Source organism: Cobetia sp. 5-11-6-3, from assembly GCF_013374055.1.
GTDB classification, from domain to species: domain Bacteria; phylum Pseudomonadota; class Gammaproteobacteria; order Pseudomonadales; family Halomonadaceae; genus Cobetia; species Cobetia marina.
On sequence record NZ_BLWJ01000003.1, the window covers coordinates 432,924 to 450,457 of the forward strand.

General features: G+C 62.1%; 13 protein-coding genes and 8 tRNA genes. 7 read left to right on the plus strand and 14 right to left on the minus strand.

Features of this window, described 5'->3' with window-relative positions:
* Positions 1-63: 63 nt before the first annotated feature.
* From HXS66_RS07645 to HXS66_RS07680, 8 genes are all read right to left on the minus strand, one after another.
* Positions 64-138: transfer RNA gene (locus HXS66_RS07645), tRNA-Gly, on the minus strand.
* 34 nt (positions 139-172) lie between these two features.
* Positions 173-248: transfer RNA gene (locus HXS66_RS07650), tRNA-Glu, on the minus strand.
* 142 nt (positions 249-390) lie between these two features.
* Positions 391-465, minus strand: a tRNA-Gly gene (locus tag HXS66_RS07655).
* A gap of 69 nt (positions 466-534) precedes the next feature.
* Positions 535-610 (minus strand) — tRNA-Glu (locus tag HXS66_RS07660).
* 142 nt (positions 611-752) lie between these two features.
* Positions 753-827, minus strand: a tRNA-Gly gene (locus HXS66_RS07665).
* Positions 828-864: 37 nt separating this feature from the next.
* A tRNA-Glu gene (locus HXS66_RS07670) sits at positions 865-940 on the minus strand.
* A 4-nt stretch (positions 941-944) separates the two neighbouring features.
* A tRNA-Gly gene (locus HXS66_RS07675) sits at positions 945-1,019 on the minus strand.
* 25 nt (positions 1,020-1,044) lie between these two features.
* Positions 1,045-1,120 (minus strand) — tRNA-Glu (locus HXS66_RS07680).
* Positions 1,121-1,384: 264 nt separating this feature from the next.
* Here HXS66_RS07680 and msrB point away from each other — a divergent pair.
* The 5 genes from msrB (at position 1,385) to argE (ending at position 7,035) form a co-directional block, all read left to right on the plus strand.
* A complete protein-coding gene (msrB, locus tag HXS66_RS07685; protein ID WP_077378468.1) occupies positions 1,385-1,807 on the plus strand; it encodes a peptide-methionine (R)-S-oxide reductase MsrB in 423 nt (140 codons plus the stop codon).
* A 205-nt stretch (positions 1,808-2,012) separates the two neighbouring features.
* A complete protein-coding gene (gene ylqF, locus HXS66_RS07690; RefSeq protein WP_077378465.1) occupies positions 2,013-2,999 on the plus strand; it encodes a ribosome biogenesis GTPase YlqF in 987 nt (328 codons plus the stop codon).
* 238 nt (positions 3,000-3,237) lie between these two features.
* Positions 3,238-4,476, plus strand: a complete 1,239-nt coding sequence (locus HXS66_RS07695; RefSeq protein WP_077378462.1) for a pyridoxal phosphate-dependent aminotransferase — start codon at positions 3,238-3,240, stop codon at positions 4,474-4,476.
* A 225-nt stretch (positions 4,477-4,701) separates the two neighbouring features.
* A complete protein-coding gene (gene htpX, locus HXS66_RS07700; protein WP_077378460.1) occupies positions 4,702-5,601 on the plus strand; it encodes a protease HtpX in 900 nt (299 codons plus the stop codon).
* Positions 5,602-5,880: 279 nt separating this feature from the next.
* Complete coding sequence (gene argE, locus HXS66_RS07705) at positions 5,881-7,035, plus strand: acetylornithine deacetylase (RefSeq protein ID WP_218015060.1); 1,155 nt, start codon at positions 5,881-5,883, stop codon at positions 7,033-7,035.
* A gap of 92 nt (positions 7,036-7,127) precedes the next feature.
* Here argE and nhaC read toward each other — a convergent pair whose 3' ends face one another.
* Positions 7,128-8,684 carry a Na+/H+ antiporter NhaC gene (nhaC, locus tag HXS66_RS07710; protein ID WP_077378455.1) on the minus strand — a complete coding sequence of 519 codons (1,557 nt, stop codon included), beginning with the start codon at positions 8,682-8,684 and terminating at the stop codon, positions 7,128-7,130.
* A gap of 372 nt (positions 8,685-9,056) precedes the next feature.
* Positions 9,057-10,235, minus strand: a complete 1,179-nt coding sequence (gene pdxB, locus HXS66_RS07715) for a 4-phosphoerythronate dehydrogenase PdxB (RefSeq protein WP_176503210.1) — start codon at positions 10,233-10,235, stop codon at positions 9,057-9,059.
* A 224-nt stretch (positions 10,236-10,459) separates the two neighbouring features.
* On the opposite strand from pdxB, the gene HXS66_RS07720 reads away from it, so the two are divergent.
* Positions 10,460-10,738, plus strand: coding sequence for a WGR domain-containing protein (locus HXS66_RS07720; protein ID WP_077378449.1), 279 nt, complete (start codon positions 10,460-10,462; stop codon positions 10,736-10,738).
* 85 nt (positions 10,739-10,823) lie between these two features.
* On the opposite strand, the gene HXS66_RS07725 is transcribed toward HXS66_RS07720, so the two are convergent.
* Positions 10,824-11,162 (minus strand): glutaredoxin family protein, encoded by a 339-nt coding sequence (locus tag HXS66_RS07725; protein ID WP_176503211.1) that lies wholly within the window; start codon positions 11,160-11,162, stop codon positions 10,824-10,826.
* A gap of 3 nt (positions 11,163-11,165) precedes the next feature.
* A complete protein-coding gene (gene rlmKL, locus HXS66_RS07730; RefSeq protein ID WP_176503212.1) occupies positions 11,166-13,382 on the minus strand; it encodes a bifunctional 23S rRNA (guanine(2069)-N(7))-methyltransferase RlmK/23S rRNA (guanine(2445)-N(2))-methyltransferase RlmL in 2,217 nt (738 codons plus the stop codon).
* 529 nt (positions 13,383-13,911) lie between these two features.
* Between rlmKL and rmf the strand changes: the two genes are divergently transcribed.
* Positions 13,912-14,121, plus strand: a complete 210-nt coding sequence (gene rmf, locus HXS66_RS07735; protein ID WP_043334308.1) for a ribosome modulation factor — start codon at positions 13,912-13,914, stop codon at positions 14,119-14,121.
* Positions 14,122-14,942: 821 nt separating this feature from the next.
* On the opposite strand, the gene HXS66_RS07740 is transcribed toward rmf, so the two are convergent.
* Entirely contained in the window at positions 14,943-15,986 is a 1,044-nt protein-coding gene (locus HXS66_RS07740) for a quinone-dependent dihydroorotate dehydrogenase (RefSeq protein WP_176503213.1), read from the minus strand.
* 255 nt (positions 15,987-16,241) lie between these two features.
* The gene (locus HXS66_RS07745; protein WP_176503214.1) at positions 16,242-17,390 is read right to left on the minus strand and encodes a hypothetical protein; all 1,149 of its coding nucleotides are present in this window, start codon (positions 17,388-17,390) and stop codon (positions 16,242-16,244) included.
* Positions 17,391-17,534 lie beyond the last annotated feature (144 nt).

Sequence of the window (17,534 nt, forward strand, 5' to 3'; positions counted from 1 at the left end):
CACGATGATCGTGTCTGTCAGGCGATGGGGCACTGCTATTTCATCAATCACATCGTGTTCGACTGGAGCGGGAAACGAGATTCGAACTCGCGACCCCAACCTTGGCAAGGTTGTGCTCTACCACTGAGCTATTCCCGCCTGTCGAAACCAAAAACTGCGCCGTCAAACAGAATGGCGTCCCATAGGGGGTTCGAACCCCTGTTACCGCCGTGAAAGGGCGGTGTCCTGGACCACTAGACGAATGGGACGTACTGGAGCGGGAAACGAGATTCGATCGGACTGGCGAACCAGCTCGCGACCTTGTCGCATTGCCTTTTCCTCTGGAGCGAGAGATGGGATTCGACCGGGCTGACGTTCAGCTCGCGACCTTGTCACACCACTTGTTCCGAATGGAGCGGGAAACGAGATTCGAACTCGCGACCCCAACCTTGGCAAGGTTGTGCTCTACCACTGAGCTATTCCCGCACCTGTGTCATGAACGTTCATTCACGACATCTGTTCTACTGCTGGCTTGCCACACCATCATGCTCTGCATGGCGTCCCATAGGGGGTTCGAACCCCTGTTACCGCCGTGAAAGGGCGGTGTCCTGGACCACTAGACGAATGGGACGTACTGGAGCGGGAAACGAGATTCGATCGGACTGGCGAACCAGCTCGCGACCTTGTCGCATTGCCTTTTCCTTTGGAGCGGGAAACGAGATTCGATCGGACTGGCGAACCAGCTCGCGACCTTGTCGCATTGCCTTTTCCTTTGGAGCGGGAAACGAGATTCGAACTCGCGACCCCAACCTTGGCAAGGTTGTGCTCTACCACTGAGCTATTCCCGCAACACAAGCAGATCATGCGACCACACAAGACCGAAGATGGCGTCCCATAGGGGGTTCGAACCCCTGTTACCGCCGTGAAAGGGCGGTGTCCTGGACCACTAGACGAATGGGACACACTGGAGCGGGAAACGAGATTCGAACTCGCGACCCCAACCTTGGCAAGGTTGTGCTCTACCACTGAGCTATTCCCGCACTCCGGTCTCTACGCTGCAAGAAGTGGCGTCCCATAGGGGGTTCGAACCCCTGTTACCGCCGTGAAAGGGCGGTGTCCTGGACCACTAGACGAATGGGACGTAACGTTCTTGCCTCGTCGAGGTGGCGCGTATATTACAAAGCCCCCTCCCCTTCGTCAACCCCCTGCTTCAACAGGATTTTTCCGGCGTTGGCCAAGTGCATCCACCACGTGCTTGTGGTCACGCCCTGACGCCCGCATTCTTGGGGTATGTACCGGGTGTCGAGTGAAGACCGGTAGCCATTGTTTCGGATTGCCGCTCTCGGGAACTTGCTTGCAGGTTCGCGCGGGCGTCGATTCGAGAAACGCATAGAGAGAAGAGACCATGAGCGAGCAAGACAAGCCGACCCAGGACAAGTTGATCCGCAGTGAAGAGGAATGGCGCAAGCGTCTGACGCCGGAGCAGTATCGCGTCGCACGTGAAGCCGGTACCGAACGCCCCTTCAGTGGCGATCACGAGGTCAGCCCGACACCGGGCACCTATCACTGCATCGCCTGCGACGCGAAGCTGTTCGACAACGACACCAAGTTCGACGCCGGCTGTGGCTGGCCGAGCTTTGATCGGCCCTATGCGGATGCCGCCGTCGAAGAGCATTTCGACACCAGCCATGGCATGCGACGTGTCGAAGTGCGCTGTCGTCGTTGCGAATCCCATCTGGGACACGTCTTTCCCGACGGCCCCACCGAGACAGGGCAGCGCTATTGCATCAACTCGGTGTCCCTGCGCTTCAAGCCGGTGCGCAGCTGAGACGCCAGAGCGCGAGAAGACGAAGCCAGCGTTTCTCCATGGCCGAGCCGCCTCTGGTAGAATGCGCCGCCATACGCGTCCCCTCTCCTTGCTGCCTGTCATCTATCGCCGCCTCCAATGGTGAGCGACTCCTGACAGGCGGGCGAGGAGGCAGGACAAGAGGTGACAGGACAACCGTCATACCCCTGACGGCAGGAGAAGCAACATGCTGGGCTGGTACCCGGGACACATGCACAAGGCGCGTCGTCAGATAAAGGACGCGCTGCCCGAGATCGACGTGGTCATCGAAGTCCTCGATGCCCGCCTCCCCTACTCCAGCACCAATCCGGTGCTGTCCGAGCTGACCCGCCACAAGCCGGTCCTCAAGCTGCTGTCACGTGCAGACCTGGCGGACCCGGCACGCACGCGTGAATGGGTCGAGTATTTCGATGCCCTGCCCGATACCCGTGCACTGGCGATCACCACGCTTGAGGCGCGTGACCTCAAGCAGATCCCGCGGCTGTGTCGCGAGATGGCCGGTCATATCCGTGTCGATCGTGATGCGCGCGTGATGGTGATGGGCATCCCCAACGTCGGAAAGTCGACGCTGATCAATGGTCTGGCGGGTCGCAAGATCGCCAAGACCGGCAACGAGCCCGCCGTCACCAAGCGTCAGCAGAAGATTCGCATCGATGGCGGCATCGCCCTGATCGACACCCCCGGGGTGATGTGGCCAAAGATCGAGGATCAGGCCAGCGCCTACCGTCTGGCCGGCAGCGGCGCGATTCGGGATACCGCCATCGACTACACCGATGTGGCGGTGGTCGTGGCGGCGGAGCTGGCCAGGCGCTATCCCGATGAGCTGATCGCTCGCTACAAGCTCAAGTCACTGCCGGCCTACAGTGCCAACCCTGACGCCGAGCGAGTCGAGAGTGATGGCCCGCGCAAGGTCGATCTGATGGCGCTCTCGGGCTTCAACGGGGTCGCGATTCTGGAAGAGATCGCCAGCAAGCGTGGCGGCCTGCGCGCCGGTGGCATCATCGATCTACATCGCGGTGCAGAGGTGCTGCTGCACGAACTGCGCGATGGCAAGCTCGGGCGCCTGACGCTGGAAACGCCGGCGGACATTCCCGCCGAGCCGGTGCCGGAAGCCAGTGGCGAGACGCAAGATGGCGCACGGATAAGCGAACCGCCTGAGTCCGCGAGCGAATAACGCTACCAGAACAGTGAGATAACGACGGTCGAATTCAGATCTCACTCGCGGGCCATGCCTGCAAGCCAGTTGAAAATCCTGCCAGATAACCTCTGGCGGGATTTTTTTCTGCCTGAACATTTCAAACCGCAAATTTAACCACGCTATTGGCCCTTGGCCGTGGCGCGGCAGGCAGGCGGCGCGATATGCTGGACACTCGCCCCTACACCTTACGTGACGGAGATCTACGGAAAGCACCATGGATACCGAGCAAAGAAAGCCCCGCGAAATTCGCAAGTCACACAAGCTGGACAACGTCTGCTACGACATTCGCGGGCCGGTTCTCGAACACGCCAAGCGTCTCGAGGACGAAGGTCATCGCATTCTCAAGCTCAATATCGGCAACCCGGCGCCCTTCGGCTTCGAGGCACCGGAAGAGATCCTGCAGGACGTGATGCGCAATCTGCCGACCGCGCAGGGCTACTGTGACTCCAAGGGGCTTTACTCGGCGCGCAAGGCGATCATGCAGGAGTGTCAGCGCAAGGACATCCAAGGTGTCGGCATCGAGGACATCTACATCGGCAACGGTGTCTCGGAGCTGATCGTGCTGGCCATGCAGGCCCTGCTCGATGATGGTGACGAGCTGCTGGTGCCAGCACCGGATTATCCCCTGTGGACCGCTGCCGCCAATCTGGCCGGTGGTCGTGCCGTGCACTATCTGTGTGACGAGGCGCAGGACTGGGCTCCCTCCATCGAGGACATCCGCGCCAAGGTGACCAGCCACACCAAGGGCATCGTGCTGATCAACCCGAACAACCCGACCGGCGCGGTCTACCCGCCAGCCGTCGTGAAGGACATCCTGCAGGTTGCGCGGGAATACGGCCTGGTGGTGTTCTCGGATGAGATCTACGACAAGATCCTCTATGACGATACCGAGCACGTCTCCACCGGTGCGTTGGCCGATGATCTGCTGGTCGTGACCATGAATGGCCTGTCCAAGAGCTATCGCTGCGCAGGGTTCCGCTCAGGCTGGATGATTCTCTCCGGTGACAAGCGCCCCGCCGCCGACTTCATCTCCGGTCTCGACATGCTGGCCAGCATGCGCCTGTGCGCCAATGTCCCGGCCCAGCACGCCATCCAGACGGCACTCGGCGGCTATCAGTCCATCAACGACCTGGTGCTACCGGGTGGCCGTCTGCTGGCCCAGCGTGATGCGGCCTGGAAGAAGCTCAACGAGATCCCCGGCGTCAGCTGCGTGAAGCCCAAGGGCGCGCTCTACATGTTCCCGCGTCTCGACCCGGAGATGTATCCCTTCGAGGACGACCAGCAGATGGTGCTGGAGCTGTTGCTGGAAGAGAAGATGCTGCTGGTGCAGGGCACCGCCTTCAACTGGCCGAATCCGGATCACCTGCGCATCGTCACCCTGCCCTACGCCGACCAGCTGGAAGAGGCCATCGAGCGTCTCGGTCGTTTCCTGGCGCGCCGCCGCAAGAGCTGAGACACCTCTTTCCTGCGGCAGGCTCCCGCAGCACTGAGCCTCGAGACGGCCTGACGCCACGGTGTCGATACCTGCCTCACGAAAGGTCTACGCACACCGGCACGGTGGTGATACCTTCCTGTTACGCGCCATCTGCCCGCCATGTCGCAGTGATTCATCTCACTGTCAGCATGGCGGGCAGATAATTGCGCCTTACCGATAGATTGGCATTGGAGACCTGACCCCATGATGCGGATAGCCCTCTTTCTGATCACCAACCTGGCGGTGGTGCTGCTGGCCAGTGTCACGCTGCGCCTGCTGGGCTTCGATGGCTACATGGAAGCCAACGGCATCAATTACACCGCCCTGTTGATCTTCTGCTTCATCATCGGCATGGCCGGCTCGGTGATTTCCCTGTTCCTGTCCAAGATGATGGCCAAGTCCTCGACGGGCACCGTGATCATCGAACAGCCACAGAACGATACCGAACGCTGGCTGCTGACGACCGTCGAGGAACTGTCTCGCGACGCCGGCATCAAGATGCCGGAAGTCGGCATCTTCCCGGCGCAGCAATCCAATGCCTTCGCCACCGGCTGGAACCGCAACGATGCGCTGGTCGCCGTCTCGGCCGGCCTGCTCAATCGCATGCGTCCCGAGGAAGTGCGTGCGGTACTGGCGCACGAGATCGGGCACGTGGCCAACGGCGACATGGTGACGCTGACGCTGATCCAGGGCGTGGTGAACACCTTCGTGATGTTCTTCGCGCGCATTGCCGCACATGCCATCGACGCCTTCCTGAAGCGAGATGACAACAGCGGCGGCCTGGGCTTCTTCGGCTACATGGCCGTGGTCTTCGTCCTTGAACTGGTGCTGGGCCTGGTGGCCTCGATGATCGTCGCCTGGTTCTCGCGCTGGCGCGAATACCGTGCGGATGCCGCAGGCGCGAGTCTCGCGGGCAGCGGTTCGATGATCAACGCGCTGGCACGCCTCAAGCAGGAACATGAGCTGCCGGACCAGATGCCCGACACCATGACCGCCTTCGCCATCACCACCGGCAAGAGCCGCAAGCTGATGGAGCAGCTGTTCGCCAGCCACCCGCCGCTGGATGACCGTATCGCCGCGCTCAAGGCCGCTGCCTACAAATAAGCCTCGAGCAGGACCGCACACTTGAGCGATGCAGAAGCCCGCCACGTGAGTCACGTGGCGGGCTTCTTGCGTCAGGGCTGACCCCGCAGACTCCCAAGCATGCCTCGCGGCACATCGTGATCAGCCACGAAGTGCCACAGGGGGTTGCGGCCACGATTGACTTGGCATGCAGGCAACTGCATAAAGCAGACTCCTGCGTCCGTTCAGCGCCAATGTGATCCCCTCGGGCTTTCACATCCGGCCCCTCCCCGAACGGCGCCATGCCTCATGAGGCTCGACATGCAACGCACCCTCGACATCATCACTCGCCTGATCGCCTTCGATACCACCTCGGATCGCTCCAATCTGGCATTGATCCACTTCGTTCGCGATCTGCTGGCCGAACATGGCATCCAGGCGAGCGTGCTTTCGAATGCCGAAGGCGACAAGGCCTCGCTGCTCGCCACGATAGGGCCCGCGGTGGCCGGTGGTGTCGTGCTCTCCGGCCATACCGATACCGTGCCCGTGAGCGGCCAGAACTGGTCCCATGACCCTTATCAGGCCACGCTGAAGGAGGGTCGTCTTTACGGTCGTGGCTCGGTGGACATGAAAGGCTTCATCGGCCTGTGCCTGGCGATGGTGCCGGATTTTCTTGATGCTCCCCTCAAGCGGCCACTCCACCTTGCCTTCTCCTACGATGAGGAAAGCACCTGTCTGGGCTGTCTGCCACTGATCGACCACATGCGCGACACGCTGCCCGACGTCGCCGCCGTCATCATCGGAGAACCGACGGAGGGACGCGTGGTCTCGGCGCACAAGGGGGTGCATGCCTGGCGCACGGAAGTGACCGGCGTGCCGGCGCATTCGAGCCGACCGGACCTGGGTGTCTCGGCCACGTTCTACGCCGCGCGCATCATCTCGGAGCTGGAGCGCACGGCAAACGACCTGCGCACCCAGGCCTCACGGGGCGAACTGTTCGAGCCCCCGTACTCCACGCTGCACGTCAGCACCATCCAGGGCGGCAATGCGACCAACATCATTGCCAAGGATGCTCGCCTGCATTGGGAGCTGCGCAACCTGCCCGGTGATACCCCTGACGCGGTACGCGCGCGAGTCGATGACTTCACCGCCCGACTGGCCCTCGAGATGCAGGAGCACTCACCGGAGTGCGCCATCCAGACACTGGAGGACTACGCCTCGGTACCGGCGCTCACGCCGGAGCCCGACGGCAAGGCAGAGACGCTGGCCTTTGCGCTGACGGGTCAGCGTGAACGCTGCGGTGTCGGCTTCTGCTCGGAAGCGGGCTGGTTCCAGGATCGCGGTTTCTCGACTGTCGTCTGCGGGCCAGGCTCCATCACGCAGGCCCACAAGGCGGATGAGTACATCGACATCGCCGAACTGGAGCGCTATCGCGAGTTCCTGATACGCCTCACACGTCATCAGTGCACTGACTGAACGCTGGACGCCCCCCCCTCGAGTGCCCATGAAAAAGCCCGCCGCGTTCACCACGCGGCGGGCTTGGCTGTCTCTATCACCCAGTACGTCAATCAGCGAGACTCTGCCGTCTCATGAGGGGTATCCAGCACCAGAGATTCGGCCAGCGGAGTCGGCTCTCCGCCATCCGCCTCGTCACCTTCGGCCAGACGCTCCAGCTTGAAGCCGACCATGGCATAGGCCACCGCCAGCACCAGATTGACCAGATTGAACAGCGCAAACGGCAGATAACTGAGAGTCGCGACCCCCAGCGTTGCCGCCATGTAGGCGCCGCAGCTGTTCCAGGGAATCAGTGGCGAGGTGATGGTGCCGGAATCTTCCAGTGCCCGCGACAGATTGACCGGCGCCAGGCGACGGCGGCGGAATTCAGCGCGATACATGCGCCCCGGCAGGATGACCGAGATGTATTGATCCCCGGTCACCACATTGGAGGCCAGGCAGGTACCCAGCGTGGTGATGACCAGCGAACCGGCATTGCGCGTCGCGCCCAGCAGGCTCTGCACCAGACGCTCCAGCAGGCCGAGTCGTTCGATCACGCCGCCGAAGGTCATCGCCGAGAGGATCAACCACACGGTGTTGAGCATGCTGCTCATGCCGCCCTTGGAGAGCAGCGAGTCGATCACCTCATCGCCGCTGTGGGAGACATAGCCATCGAACATCGACATCCATACGCCCTTGAGCAGCGCCATGGCGGTGGACATGTCAGGGACATTCGCCAGTCCCGCCACGGCCTGTGGCTGGAAGATGACCGCGAAGACACCCCCGAGCACCGCACCGATGAAGATCGCCGGGAAGGCGGGCATCTGACGCACGGCCATCACCAGCAGCACCAGCAGCGGAATCAGCAGGTGCAGGCCGATGTTGAACTGCTCACCCAGCTGGGCACGCAGGTTGGCGACCTGCTCCGGCGTCTGCAGGCTGGAGACGGAGTCGTGGCCCAGCCACAGAAAGCCTGCCAGCGCGAGCAGGATGCTGGGAACCGTCGTCCACAGCATGTGACGAATGTGCGCGAACAGCGTGGTCCCCGCCGCCGCCGGCGCCAGATTGGTGGTATCCGACAGTGGCGAGAGCTTGTCACCGAAGTAGGCCCCGGAAATCACCGCACCTGCCGTGATCGCCTCGGAAAGTCCCAGTCCATCGGCAATGCCGATCAGGCCAATACCGATGGTGCCGGCCACCGTCCAGGAGCTCCCCACCGACAGCGCCACCAGCGCGCACAGCAGACATGCCGAGGCATAGAAATACTGAGGCGCGATCACATCCAGCCCGTAGTAGATCATCGCCGGCACGGTGCCACCGAGAATCCAGGTACCGATCATCGCGCCTACCGCCAGCAGGATCAGGATCGCGCCCAGCGAGATCTGGATCCCCTTGTTGATCCCCTCTTCGATATCGCTCCAGCGATAACCGTTCTTGAGGCCGATGACTCCCGCGATCATCGCGCCAGACAGCAATGCCACTTGATTCGGCCCCCAGGAAGCATCGGCGCCGAACAGCACGACCGCCAGCACCAGCATGGCGATGACCAGCACGATGGGGATCAGGGCATCCAGCAGGGAGGGAGGGCGAAAGCCACCGCCCTCGGCTGGTCTATCAGGAGATTGTTGCATTCAGGACACCATCTTCAGGAAATGAGGACGCCGACACGCGCCGTCGTGACGGGCATGGCAGAAGGCACGAGAAACGGGGAGTACGCGGGGAGCCAGCGGGCCACACCACCCTCGGACAAGTCGCCCGGGGCGCGCCCTGACATCTGTCGTCAGCGTAATTTTGGGCGACATTATATCGACCAAGGTCGCAGTCCGAAACGTCCGAGAACCGGTTTCATCTACCGGGTCATCCGCCCCACATCCGTACCTGAGACGAGAACGCCCCTGCCAGCGAAGCTGACAGGGGCGTTCTGACTGCCTGACGATCGAGATCCGTCACTCGGCCTCGACACCTCCTGCAGGTGGATATCGCAGGAGAGATGACATGTCACATCATTTGCTGGCCAGCTTCACACGCGAGAAGCCGAAGCCTTCCAGCACTTCACGCAGCTCACGGGCGTTCTTCTTGAGTTCGACGCGCAGCGTGGAGAACTCGCGACGCAACGGATATTCACGCCGATAACGCAGGAAGCCCTCGGCGTTGCCGAAGCGGCGCTGATAGCGACGCAGACCCAAGGCATCGCGGCGCACGTCGTAACAGGCCCGAACGCAGAGACCGAGGGCCTCTTCCGGCGGCGCCCACCCCGTCAGCACCAGCTTGCGAAGCCACGGGTCCGGCTTCAACTGGCCCAGCTTGCGTCGTGCCGGCAGGCCGAAATGCCGGCAAGCCTGCTGATAGATGATCTCGGTTCCCTGCATCTTGCCATCCAGACTGTGTCCGGCGATGTGCGGCGTGGCGATATCCACCAGTGATGCGAGCTCCGCATCGATGTCCGGCTCGTTCTCCCACACATCCAGCACGGTCAGCAGATCAGCCTGTTCCAGCAGACGCTGCTTGAGCGCGGCAGTATCCACGCAACCACCGCGTCCTGCGCTCAGCAATACGCTGCCGGGCTTCATGGCACGGATGCGCTCGGCATTGATCAGGTGATGGGTCGGGTACTCACCGCCTGTCACCATCGGGGTATGCACGCAGATGACATCACACTCGGTCACGAGATGATCGATATCGACGAAATTCAGCGCTTCTGCCGCCTCCTCTCCCGACTCCTGCGCCAGCGCGCGCGGAGGATCACAGACCAGCACCTCGGCGCCCAGCGACTCGAGACGCTTGATCAGCCTCGAGCCGACCTGACCTGCACCGACCACGCCGAAACGACGATTGAGCTGCAGATCGAAGCCTTCCTGCTCCGCCAGATGCCACAGCGAGGACAGCACGTAATCCACCACCGAATCGGCATTGCAGCCCGGCGCATTGGTGAAGTGAATCCCTGCCGACTCGAGCCATTCGAGATCGACATGATCCGTGCCGATGATCGGCGAGCCGACGAAGCGCACCCGAGTGCCCTTCAGCAATGCCTCATCCACCCTGAGCGTGGAGCGGCAGATCAGCATGTCGGCTTCCTTGAGGACGGCATTGGTGATCTCGCTGGTCGGCAGACAGATCACTTCCCCGAATTCAGAGAAGAACTCTTCTGCCAGAAGGACGTTATCATCCACGATGATGTGCATCTGTTGCCTTGTTCCTTGCTGTGCCGGTGGGTAGCGTTGCGGTCGTTGCCGCGTGCATGGCGTCTTGCAAAGCTTCTGACTTGCCGCAAGGCATGCGAAGATTACAATGGTATGATTCAGCGTTCGCCGCCGTGCCATCTTAGGCGTACGCAGCATGCGCCACAAGCCTGCAGCGCCTTGCGAGCCATCCACATGCCACCTCTGTTTCACCTCGGGAGTCACGCGTGATCATCCGCTGGGAAAGCCATCATGATTACGTCCTGGTCCATGTACATCAGGACATGTTCGGCGACTGGATCGTCAGTCGCTCCTGGGGCCAGATCGGCACCCAGTTCGGCGGACTGAAGCACGATCTGGCCGAAAGCTACGAGCAGGCCATGACCTGGGTCAGTGACCTCGCTCACATCCAGGCCTCACGTGGCTTCACCAAGGTGCTGGAGGCTACGGCTGACAGCCCCGAGGCCGAAGATGCCATGCGCCAGATGTCACTGCTGGAAGGCTAGGCCGCCGCAGGGACCCGCAGACAAGAAGACCGCCGCTACCTTGAGGTAGCGGCGGTCTTTCGTTCAGGCCCGGGCATGATGCGAATCAGCGCAGAAAGCGACGCCCATGGCGCATGACATGCCCCTGCGGCTCGACGCCTGAGTCACGCCTGGCAGGGGGCGTCTGATCGACGCCCTGCTCGACGCCCTGCGCGCGCAACCAGCCCGGCAAGGCCTCTTCGCCATCTGCCAGCGAGTACTCTGCACCCGATGCGCTCGCCAGCACGGGAATGCGTGTCGCGTAACGCTCGCTCAGTTGCGCGTCGAAGGCGATCTCAACCCGCGTGAGCGTGACATCGGCCCCCAGCGCCTGCAGCGTGGCTTCCAGCCGAGCACACAGATGACAGCCCGCCGTGGTGTAGAGCCACAGCGGGACGCTGGCCATCGCTCAGCCCTTCACGTCGCTGGCGCGACGGATGCGGAAGACGTGGTGGATATCCGGACGACGCTTGAAGTCCGGGTCCAGCAGCTTGCGCGACAGGTCTTCCACCACATGATGCTGGCTGACGCTGTCATCCATCACGAAGCGACGATGATTGTTGGAGAAGATCAGCGTGCCGCCCGGCGCCAGGCTGGCCATCGCCAGATCGATCAGACGCGCGTGATCACGCTGGATATCCAGGGTGCCTTCCATCTTCTTGGAATTGGAGAAGGTCGGCGGATCCAGGAAGATCAGGTCGAACTCCTCGCGGGAACGCTCCAGCCACTTCAGGCAGTCGGCACGCACAAGCTGGTGACGCTTCTCGCTGATGCCATTGAGCTTGAAGTTCTCGCGCCCCCAGTCCAGGTAGGTATTGGACATGTCGACGCTGACACTCTCGCTGGCACCGCCCAAAACCGCGTGCACGGTGGCCGTCGCGGTATAGCAGAACAGGTTGAGCACCCGCTTGCCGTCCGCTTCCTTGCCCAGCAGCTTGCGCACCGGGCGGTGATCCAAGAACAGGCCGGTATCCAGGTAGTCCTTGAGGTTCACCCACAGTCTGGCGTCGCCTTCCTGCACCTCGATACGCTGACCGGAGCTGTCCTGACGGGTGTACTGCGCCTTGCCCGCCTGACGCGTGCGCTGCTTGATATGGATATCGTTGGGCGAGCAGCCCAGTACCTGCGGAATCGCCGCCAGCGCATCCATCAGACGACGCTGCGCCTGACTGGCATCCACGGACTTGGGCGGCGTGTATTCCTGCACGTGCACATGACGCCCGTAGATATCGATGGCCAGCGCGTACTCCGGCATGTCGGCATCGTAGAGGCGATAGCAGGTGGTACCGCTCTGCTTGAGCCAGCGCGCCAGCGACTTCTGGTTCTTCTTGAGGCGATTGGCAAACATCTGGCCGCCCTCGCTGAGTGCCGGCTGACTGCGGGCATCTTCCGCCACGCTGTCCTCGTCGACCGCTCGCTCACGCGCTGCCACGTCGATCATCAGCAGCTTGCAATCCAGCTGACCGTTGCGGAAGGCGTACTGACGATGCGCACGCAGGCCGAGACGGTGACCGAGGTCCGGGTTGCCGGTGAACATGCCCAGCGTCCAGCCGCCGAAGTGACGCTTCATGCGCTCACCGAGGCTTGCATAGAGCGGCACCAATGCCGGCAACTCACCCAGACGCTCGCCGTAGGGCGGGTTGGTCATCACAAGGCCTGTGGTGGCACCCTCTGGACAGGTCAGCTCGGCGACGGAGGCGCCTTCCAGCTCGATCAGCGCCGGAATGCCGGCACGCATGGCGTTGGAGCGCGCGGCAGAAATCGCCTGCGGGCTGTGATCGCGACCGAACAGACGCGCGGTGACCTTGCGGCGCCCGGCGATGGCACGCTGCTCCATCTCCTCGCGCAGACCTTTCCAGATACGCTCGTCATGACGCCCCCAGTGGCGGCAGGCGAAGTCTTCATTCAGCGACTGCGGGGCGATATCCGCCGCCATCAAGGCCGCCTCGATCAGCAGCGTGCCGGAACCGCACATCGGGTCGACCAGGCTCTCACCCCGCGCCGCACGTGCCGGCCAATCGGCACGCATCAGCAGTGCCGCGGCCAGATTCTCCTTGAGTGGCGCATGGGCGAGGTCGGGGCGGTAGCCACGCTGATGCAGGCTGCGACCCACCAGGTCGATACCCAGGGTGATGTAGCCATTGTGCAGGTGCGCATAGATGCGCAGATCGGCATTCTTGCCATCGACGGTCGGCTTGTGGCGACCTTCCTCGAACATCGCCTCGACGATGCCATCCTTGACGGTCTGAGCGCCGAAGAAGGTGTGTCGAATATCTTTCCATGTTCCGTGAAAATCGACGGCGATGGAGGCACGATCCGGCAACTCCATTGCCCAGTCGACGCCGGCGCTCGCCTTGCGCAGCTGCTCGCCGGTGTCCACGCCGCCCACGCGGGTCAGCAGGCGAATGATGCGATTGGCCAGGCGTGACCACAGGATGGTGCGGTAAGCCGTCTCCTGACTTCCATTGAAGTGGACGCCGGCCACGGTGGTGCCGGTCACCTCGGCACCCAGCGACGTCAGCTCGTCAGCCAGCAAGGTCTCGAGGCCACGCGGACAGGTCGCAAACCAGGTGGAGAGCGGGTTGCTGGGGGCGCGCGGCGAAGTCGCAGAAGTCGTGTCAGTCATGAATCTCTCACCGGCAAAGGCCGGACTTATTCCTGTGAGTTGGCTTCTGGCACTAGCGATATTCCTATACGGCTGTCGACAAGCCAGAGGCAGTGTTCTAAAAACTATAGGTGTAGCTGCAATTCGGAAAGGTGACACGCCAAGCGAAAAGGAGGTTCACGGAGCGAAACCCTCATTCAGGCAGCATGCCCGACTGCATCTCGGTGACCATTGCCACCGATGAGACAGGATTCTGATGACACAACCTTCAGAGCAGAGATCCGGGCCTGCAGTGACCTATCCACCATCACGCTCGAGCATGTACTGGCAAGACCCTCCATCATCTCACATCCACGGCCTTTCCCGACACGGCTGGTCAGTGGCCACTGAGGTGATGAAGCACGAGGCCGGCAGTGACCTTCGGGTCATCGGCCTACTCTCTCACTCGGCAAGCCATGCTGTATCGAGTCGCTGCCACCGGACGATGTCTCCTCGAGAGACACCACGACAGTGACTCCAATGCCGATGGGTTCTCACATAGAGGTCATCCATGAAGAGACAGAAACGTGATCGCTTTCAGCGTGCCTATGTTCACGGCTACAAGGCCGGCGTTACCGGTCGTTCCCGTGATGATTGTCCCAGTATCGATGTCAATCTACGTGAATTCTGGATGAGTGGCTGGCGCGAAGGACGTGGCGACCAATGGTCTGGCATGACCGGCGTGTCCGGCATCCACAAGAACCCCATGGTGCTGTCCTGAGCCCCAGCGGGCTCCGGCAATGGACAAACCAGGATACTCCCACCGGGATGTTGATTCCCGTCCCGATGACTTTCAGGATGCATGACGTCAAGGAGTGACACCTGAAGATGGCGCCTGGCGCCTTTCACCCCGCCCACGCAGCCTGATGCGCTGCGCAAGCGGATTCTCCGGCATCAGTCTACCGGATCGCCTGATCAATGGCGCCGGAAGGCACGTACAGAGAGGACTCGAGGTGTTCACGGTGACTCAGTCGATGCTGATGTCACCCGGAAAATCCCAAGGACGTCGCTTAGCGACATGACAAGCCACCAGGGAGGTAACGCCTTATTTCTATCTTGAAGACGCACGGCACTGTCAGGCGCGTGAAGCAGTAGGCAATGGGGCCGACTCGCTTCTCCGCTTGAAAGGCCGAGATGTTGGCGCTCGTGTCGATTCCCTCGCGACATGGCTCCAGAGAATGCGCGGCAGGCGACGGCCTGCATGAACGACGGTTCAGCGCGGAGCACGACACGGGCAAACGTTCACCTTGACTGCATCAGCAGGCTTCTTGCAGGCCTGCTATCACCATCCACGGACCCGATGAGCTCGATGGGCCAATACCCGACCGCCGTCCCTGACGGCAAAAGCGCTTCGCATCGTGCACGCTGGCTGGACATGGCAGCCAACACGGCAATGTCAGTTCACGAGACATATCGCTGACACTGCCACATCATCATTCACGCCGGTACCGAGGCCGCCTTCTGATGTCAGGAGGCGGCTCTTTCGTTGTCTGGCTGTCTGGCTGTCTGGCTGTCTGGCTGTCTGGCTGTCTGGCTGTCTGATCACAGCTTGATGAGCGTATCCGCCTTCTCCAATGCACGCGCGCACTCTCCGATCAGCGCCGGGCCGCGATAGATCAGTCCGGAGTACAGCTGAACCAGGTCCGCGCCCGCCGCGACCTTCTCGCGCGCACTCTCACCATCCGTGATACCACCGACACCGATGATCGGCATGTTCGGCAGTGCTTCGCGCAGCCCGCGAATCACGCGGGTGGAGGATTCCCGCACCGGCGCACCGGACAGGCCACCGGCCTCTTCTGCGTGCGAACTCCCCGCGACCGCGGAGCGCTCGATGGTGGTATTGGTCGCGATGACACCATCGATGCCATTGTCAGCCAGCGCACGCGCCACGAACAGAATCTCTTCACTGTCCATGTCAGGGGCGATCTTGATCACCAGCGGGACCTTCTTGCCACGCTCGGCATCGAGTTGATCACAACGCTCGCGCAGCCCCGCCAGCAACTGATTGAGGTGGTCCCCGAACTGCAGATTGCGCAATCCCGGCGTGTTGGGCGACGAGATGTTGGCGGTGATGTAGTCGGCGTGAGCATGCACGGCCTCGAGGCAGACCAGATAGTCGCTCAGCGCATCATCCACCGCCGTGGTCAGGTTCTTGCCGATGTTGATCCCCAACACGACACCGGAGGCACCACGCGCCTGACTCGCCTTGACCTTCGCGACCAGATGCTCAACCCCGGCATTGTTGAAGCCCATGCGGTTGATGATCGCCTGGTGCTCCGGCAGGCGGAACAGGCGCGGCTTCGGATTGCCAGCCTGCCCTTTCGGCGTCACCGTGCCGACCTCCACGAAACCGAATCCCAGGGCGGCGAGCGCATCGAGGTGATCGGCATTCTTGTCGAGACCGGCAGCCAGCCCGACACGGTTGGGGAATTCGAGCCCCATCAGCGTCACCGGGTCACGTGGTGCCTCACCGCCCAATCCACGCGCCATGCCAAGCCGATGGGCCATGTCCAGGGCGTTGAGCGTCACACCATGAGCCGTTTCCGGATCGAGCTTGAACAGAAGCGAGCGAGCAAACGAGTACATGGTGATCTCCAGGCAGCAGCGACAGGGGGCATGACGACAGCGGAACTGGGCGCGAAGTATACCCGAAGCCCGTCGCGACAGACACTCCGCCGGACGCGATTGCCTCAGGCGAGAATGACGAGGGAGAACGAAGAGAAGTGACAAAGAGAAGTGACGAAGATGAGGCACAGAGGAAGGCGGCAAGGAAGCGACACACGAAGGAAGGCGGCCCCGAGGGCCGCCTTCCTTGTCACTGTCAGGGTCTGATCGCTGGGCTTATTTGACGTCCAGCTGACGCACCCGCACGGTGTAGTTGTTGACCCCTTCCATGGCAGTGCCGAACTTCTGACCGCTGACCCACACGGTGTAGCGCCCCGGTTCCAGCACGGTCTCGAGGTGGAAGTCGCCCTCGAAACCTTCGCCCTTGTCGCTGGCCACGGTATTGCCGTTCTCATCCAGCAGGCGCATCTGCAGCTTGTAGGTACCTTCGCTGCCCGGGAAGGTCTCGCTGTCGATGGTCACGGTGCCGCGATCGGAGACATCGAAGGTCATGACCTCGCCCTTCTCGCGAATGCGCACATCGGTGACGATCTCATCGAAACGACGGTCCGGCTCCGCTTCACTTTCGGTGACGGCAGCGCTGCCGGTCGCCGCCGCCGTGGTGGCAGACGCCGTAGTGGCAGACGCAGAAGTGGCAGCTTCGGCCGTGCCAGTCGCCGTGCTGGCGACGGCTTCACCGGCAGTAGCGCTACCTTCCGCGGCAGCGTTGCCGGTCTCGGCGGCCTTCTGCTCGCGCGCCGCCTGCTCAGCCGCGGCCACGGTGGCCGGCTTGATGGTCGCCACTTCATCGTCTGCATCGACGAAGGCAGTGCGGCGGCCATCACCATCGGTGTCCAGGAACACCAGACCGTCACCGGTCTCGATGCCGCTTTCCTCGGCGGAGAGCTTCTCACCGCTCTCGCTGAGGCCCGCCACGTTCACTTCATAGGTATTGCCACCCGACTTGCCGGCGCCCAGCTTGTCGGCGCGTACGCGCAGCTTGTAGACCCCGGGCTCCAGCTCGACATTCATGTTCAGGCCATCCGATGCCCTGTCCCCCGTGCCCGTGGCGATGATCGCACCCTGCTCGTCTTCCAGGCTGGCATTCAGGGTGTAGGGATCACTCACATCGAAGTTGGCGTTGCCGTCGATCTCATAGCGCCCGGCTTCCTTGATGGTGAACTGATGGACACTGGTACCACCGAACTGGAAGTTCTGGCTGTGGGCATCGCTGCGCGGCTTGAGAAACTTGGAGATGTCCAGCTTGCCCGCAGCGGCTTCGGCGCGCTGCTGTGCAGGGCTGCCATCTGCCAGCACGGCCTGGGATGCGAAACTGGAGAGGCCGAGCGCAATGGCGCAGGCAAGGGGTAACGCACGTTGTGACATGGTGTCTCTGCCTTGTTGTACTGAAGTTCTTGAAAACGTAAGCCGACCGCTGCCATCGCGGCAACCATGCGGCTCAGGAAACAGGGGTTGCACTCGCTGCCCTCAGCATACCAGACCCTCGACGACAGTTACCTTACCCCAGCC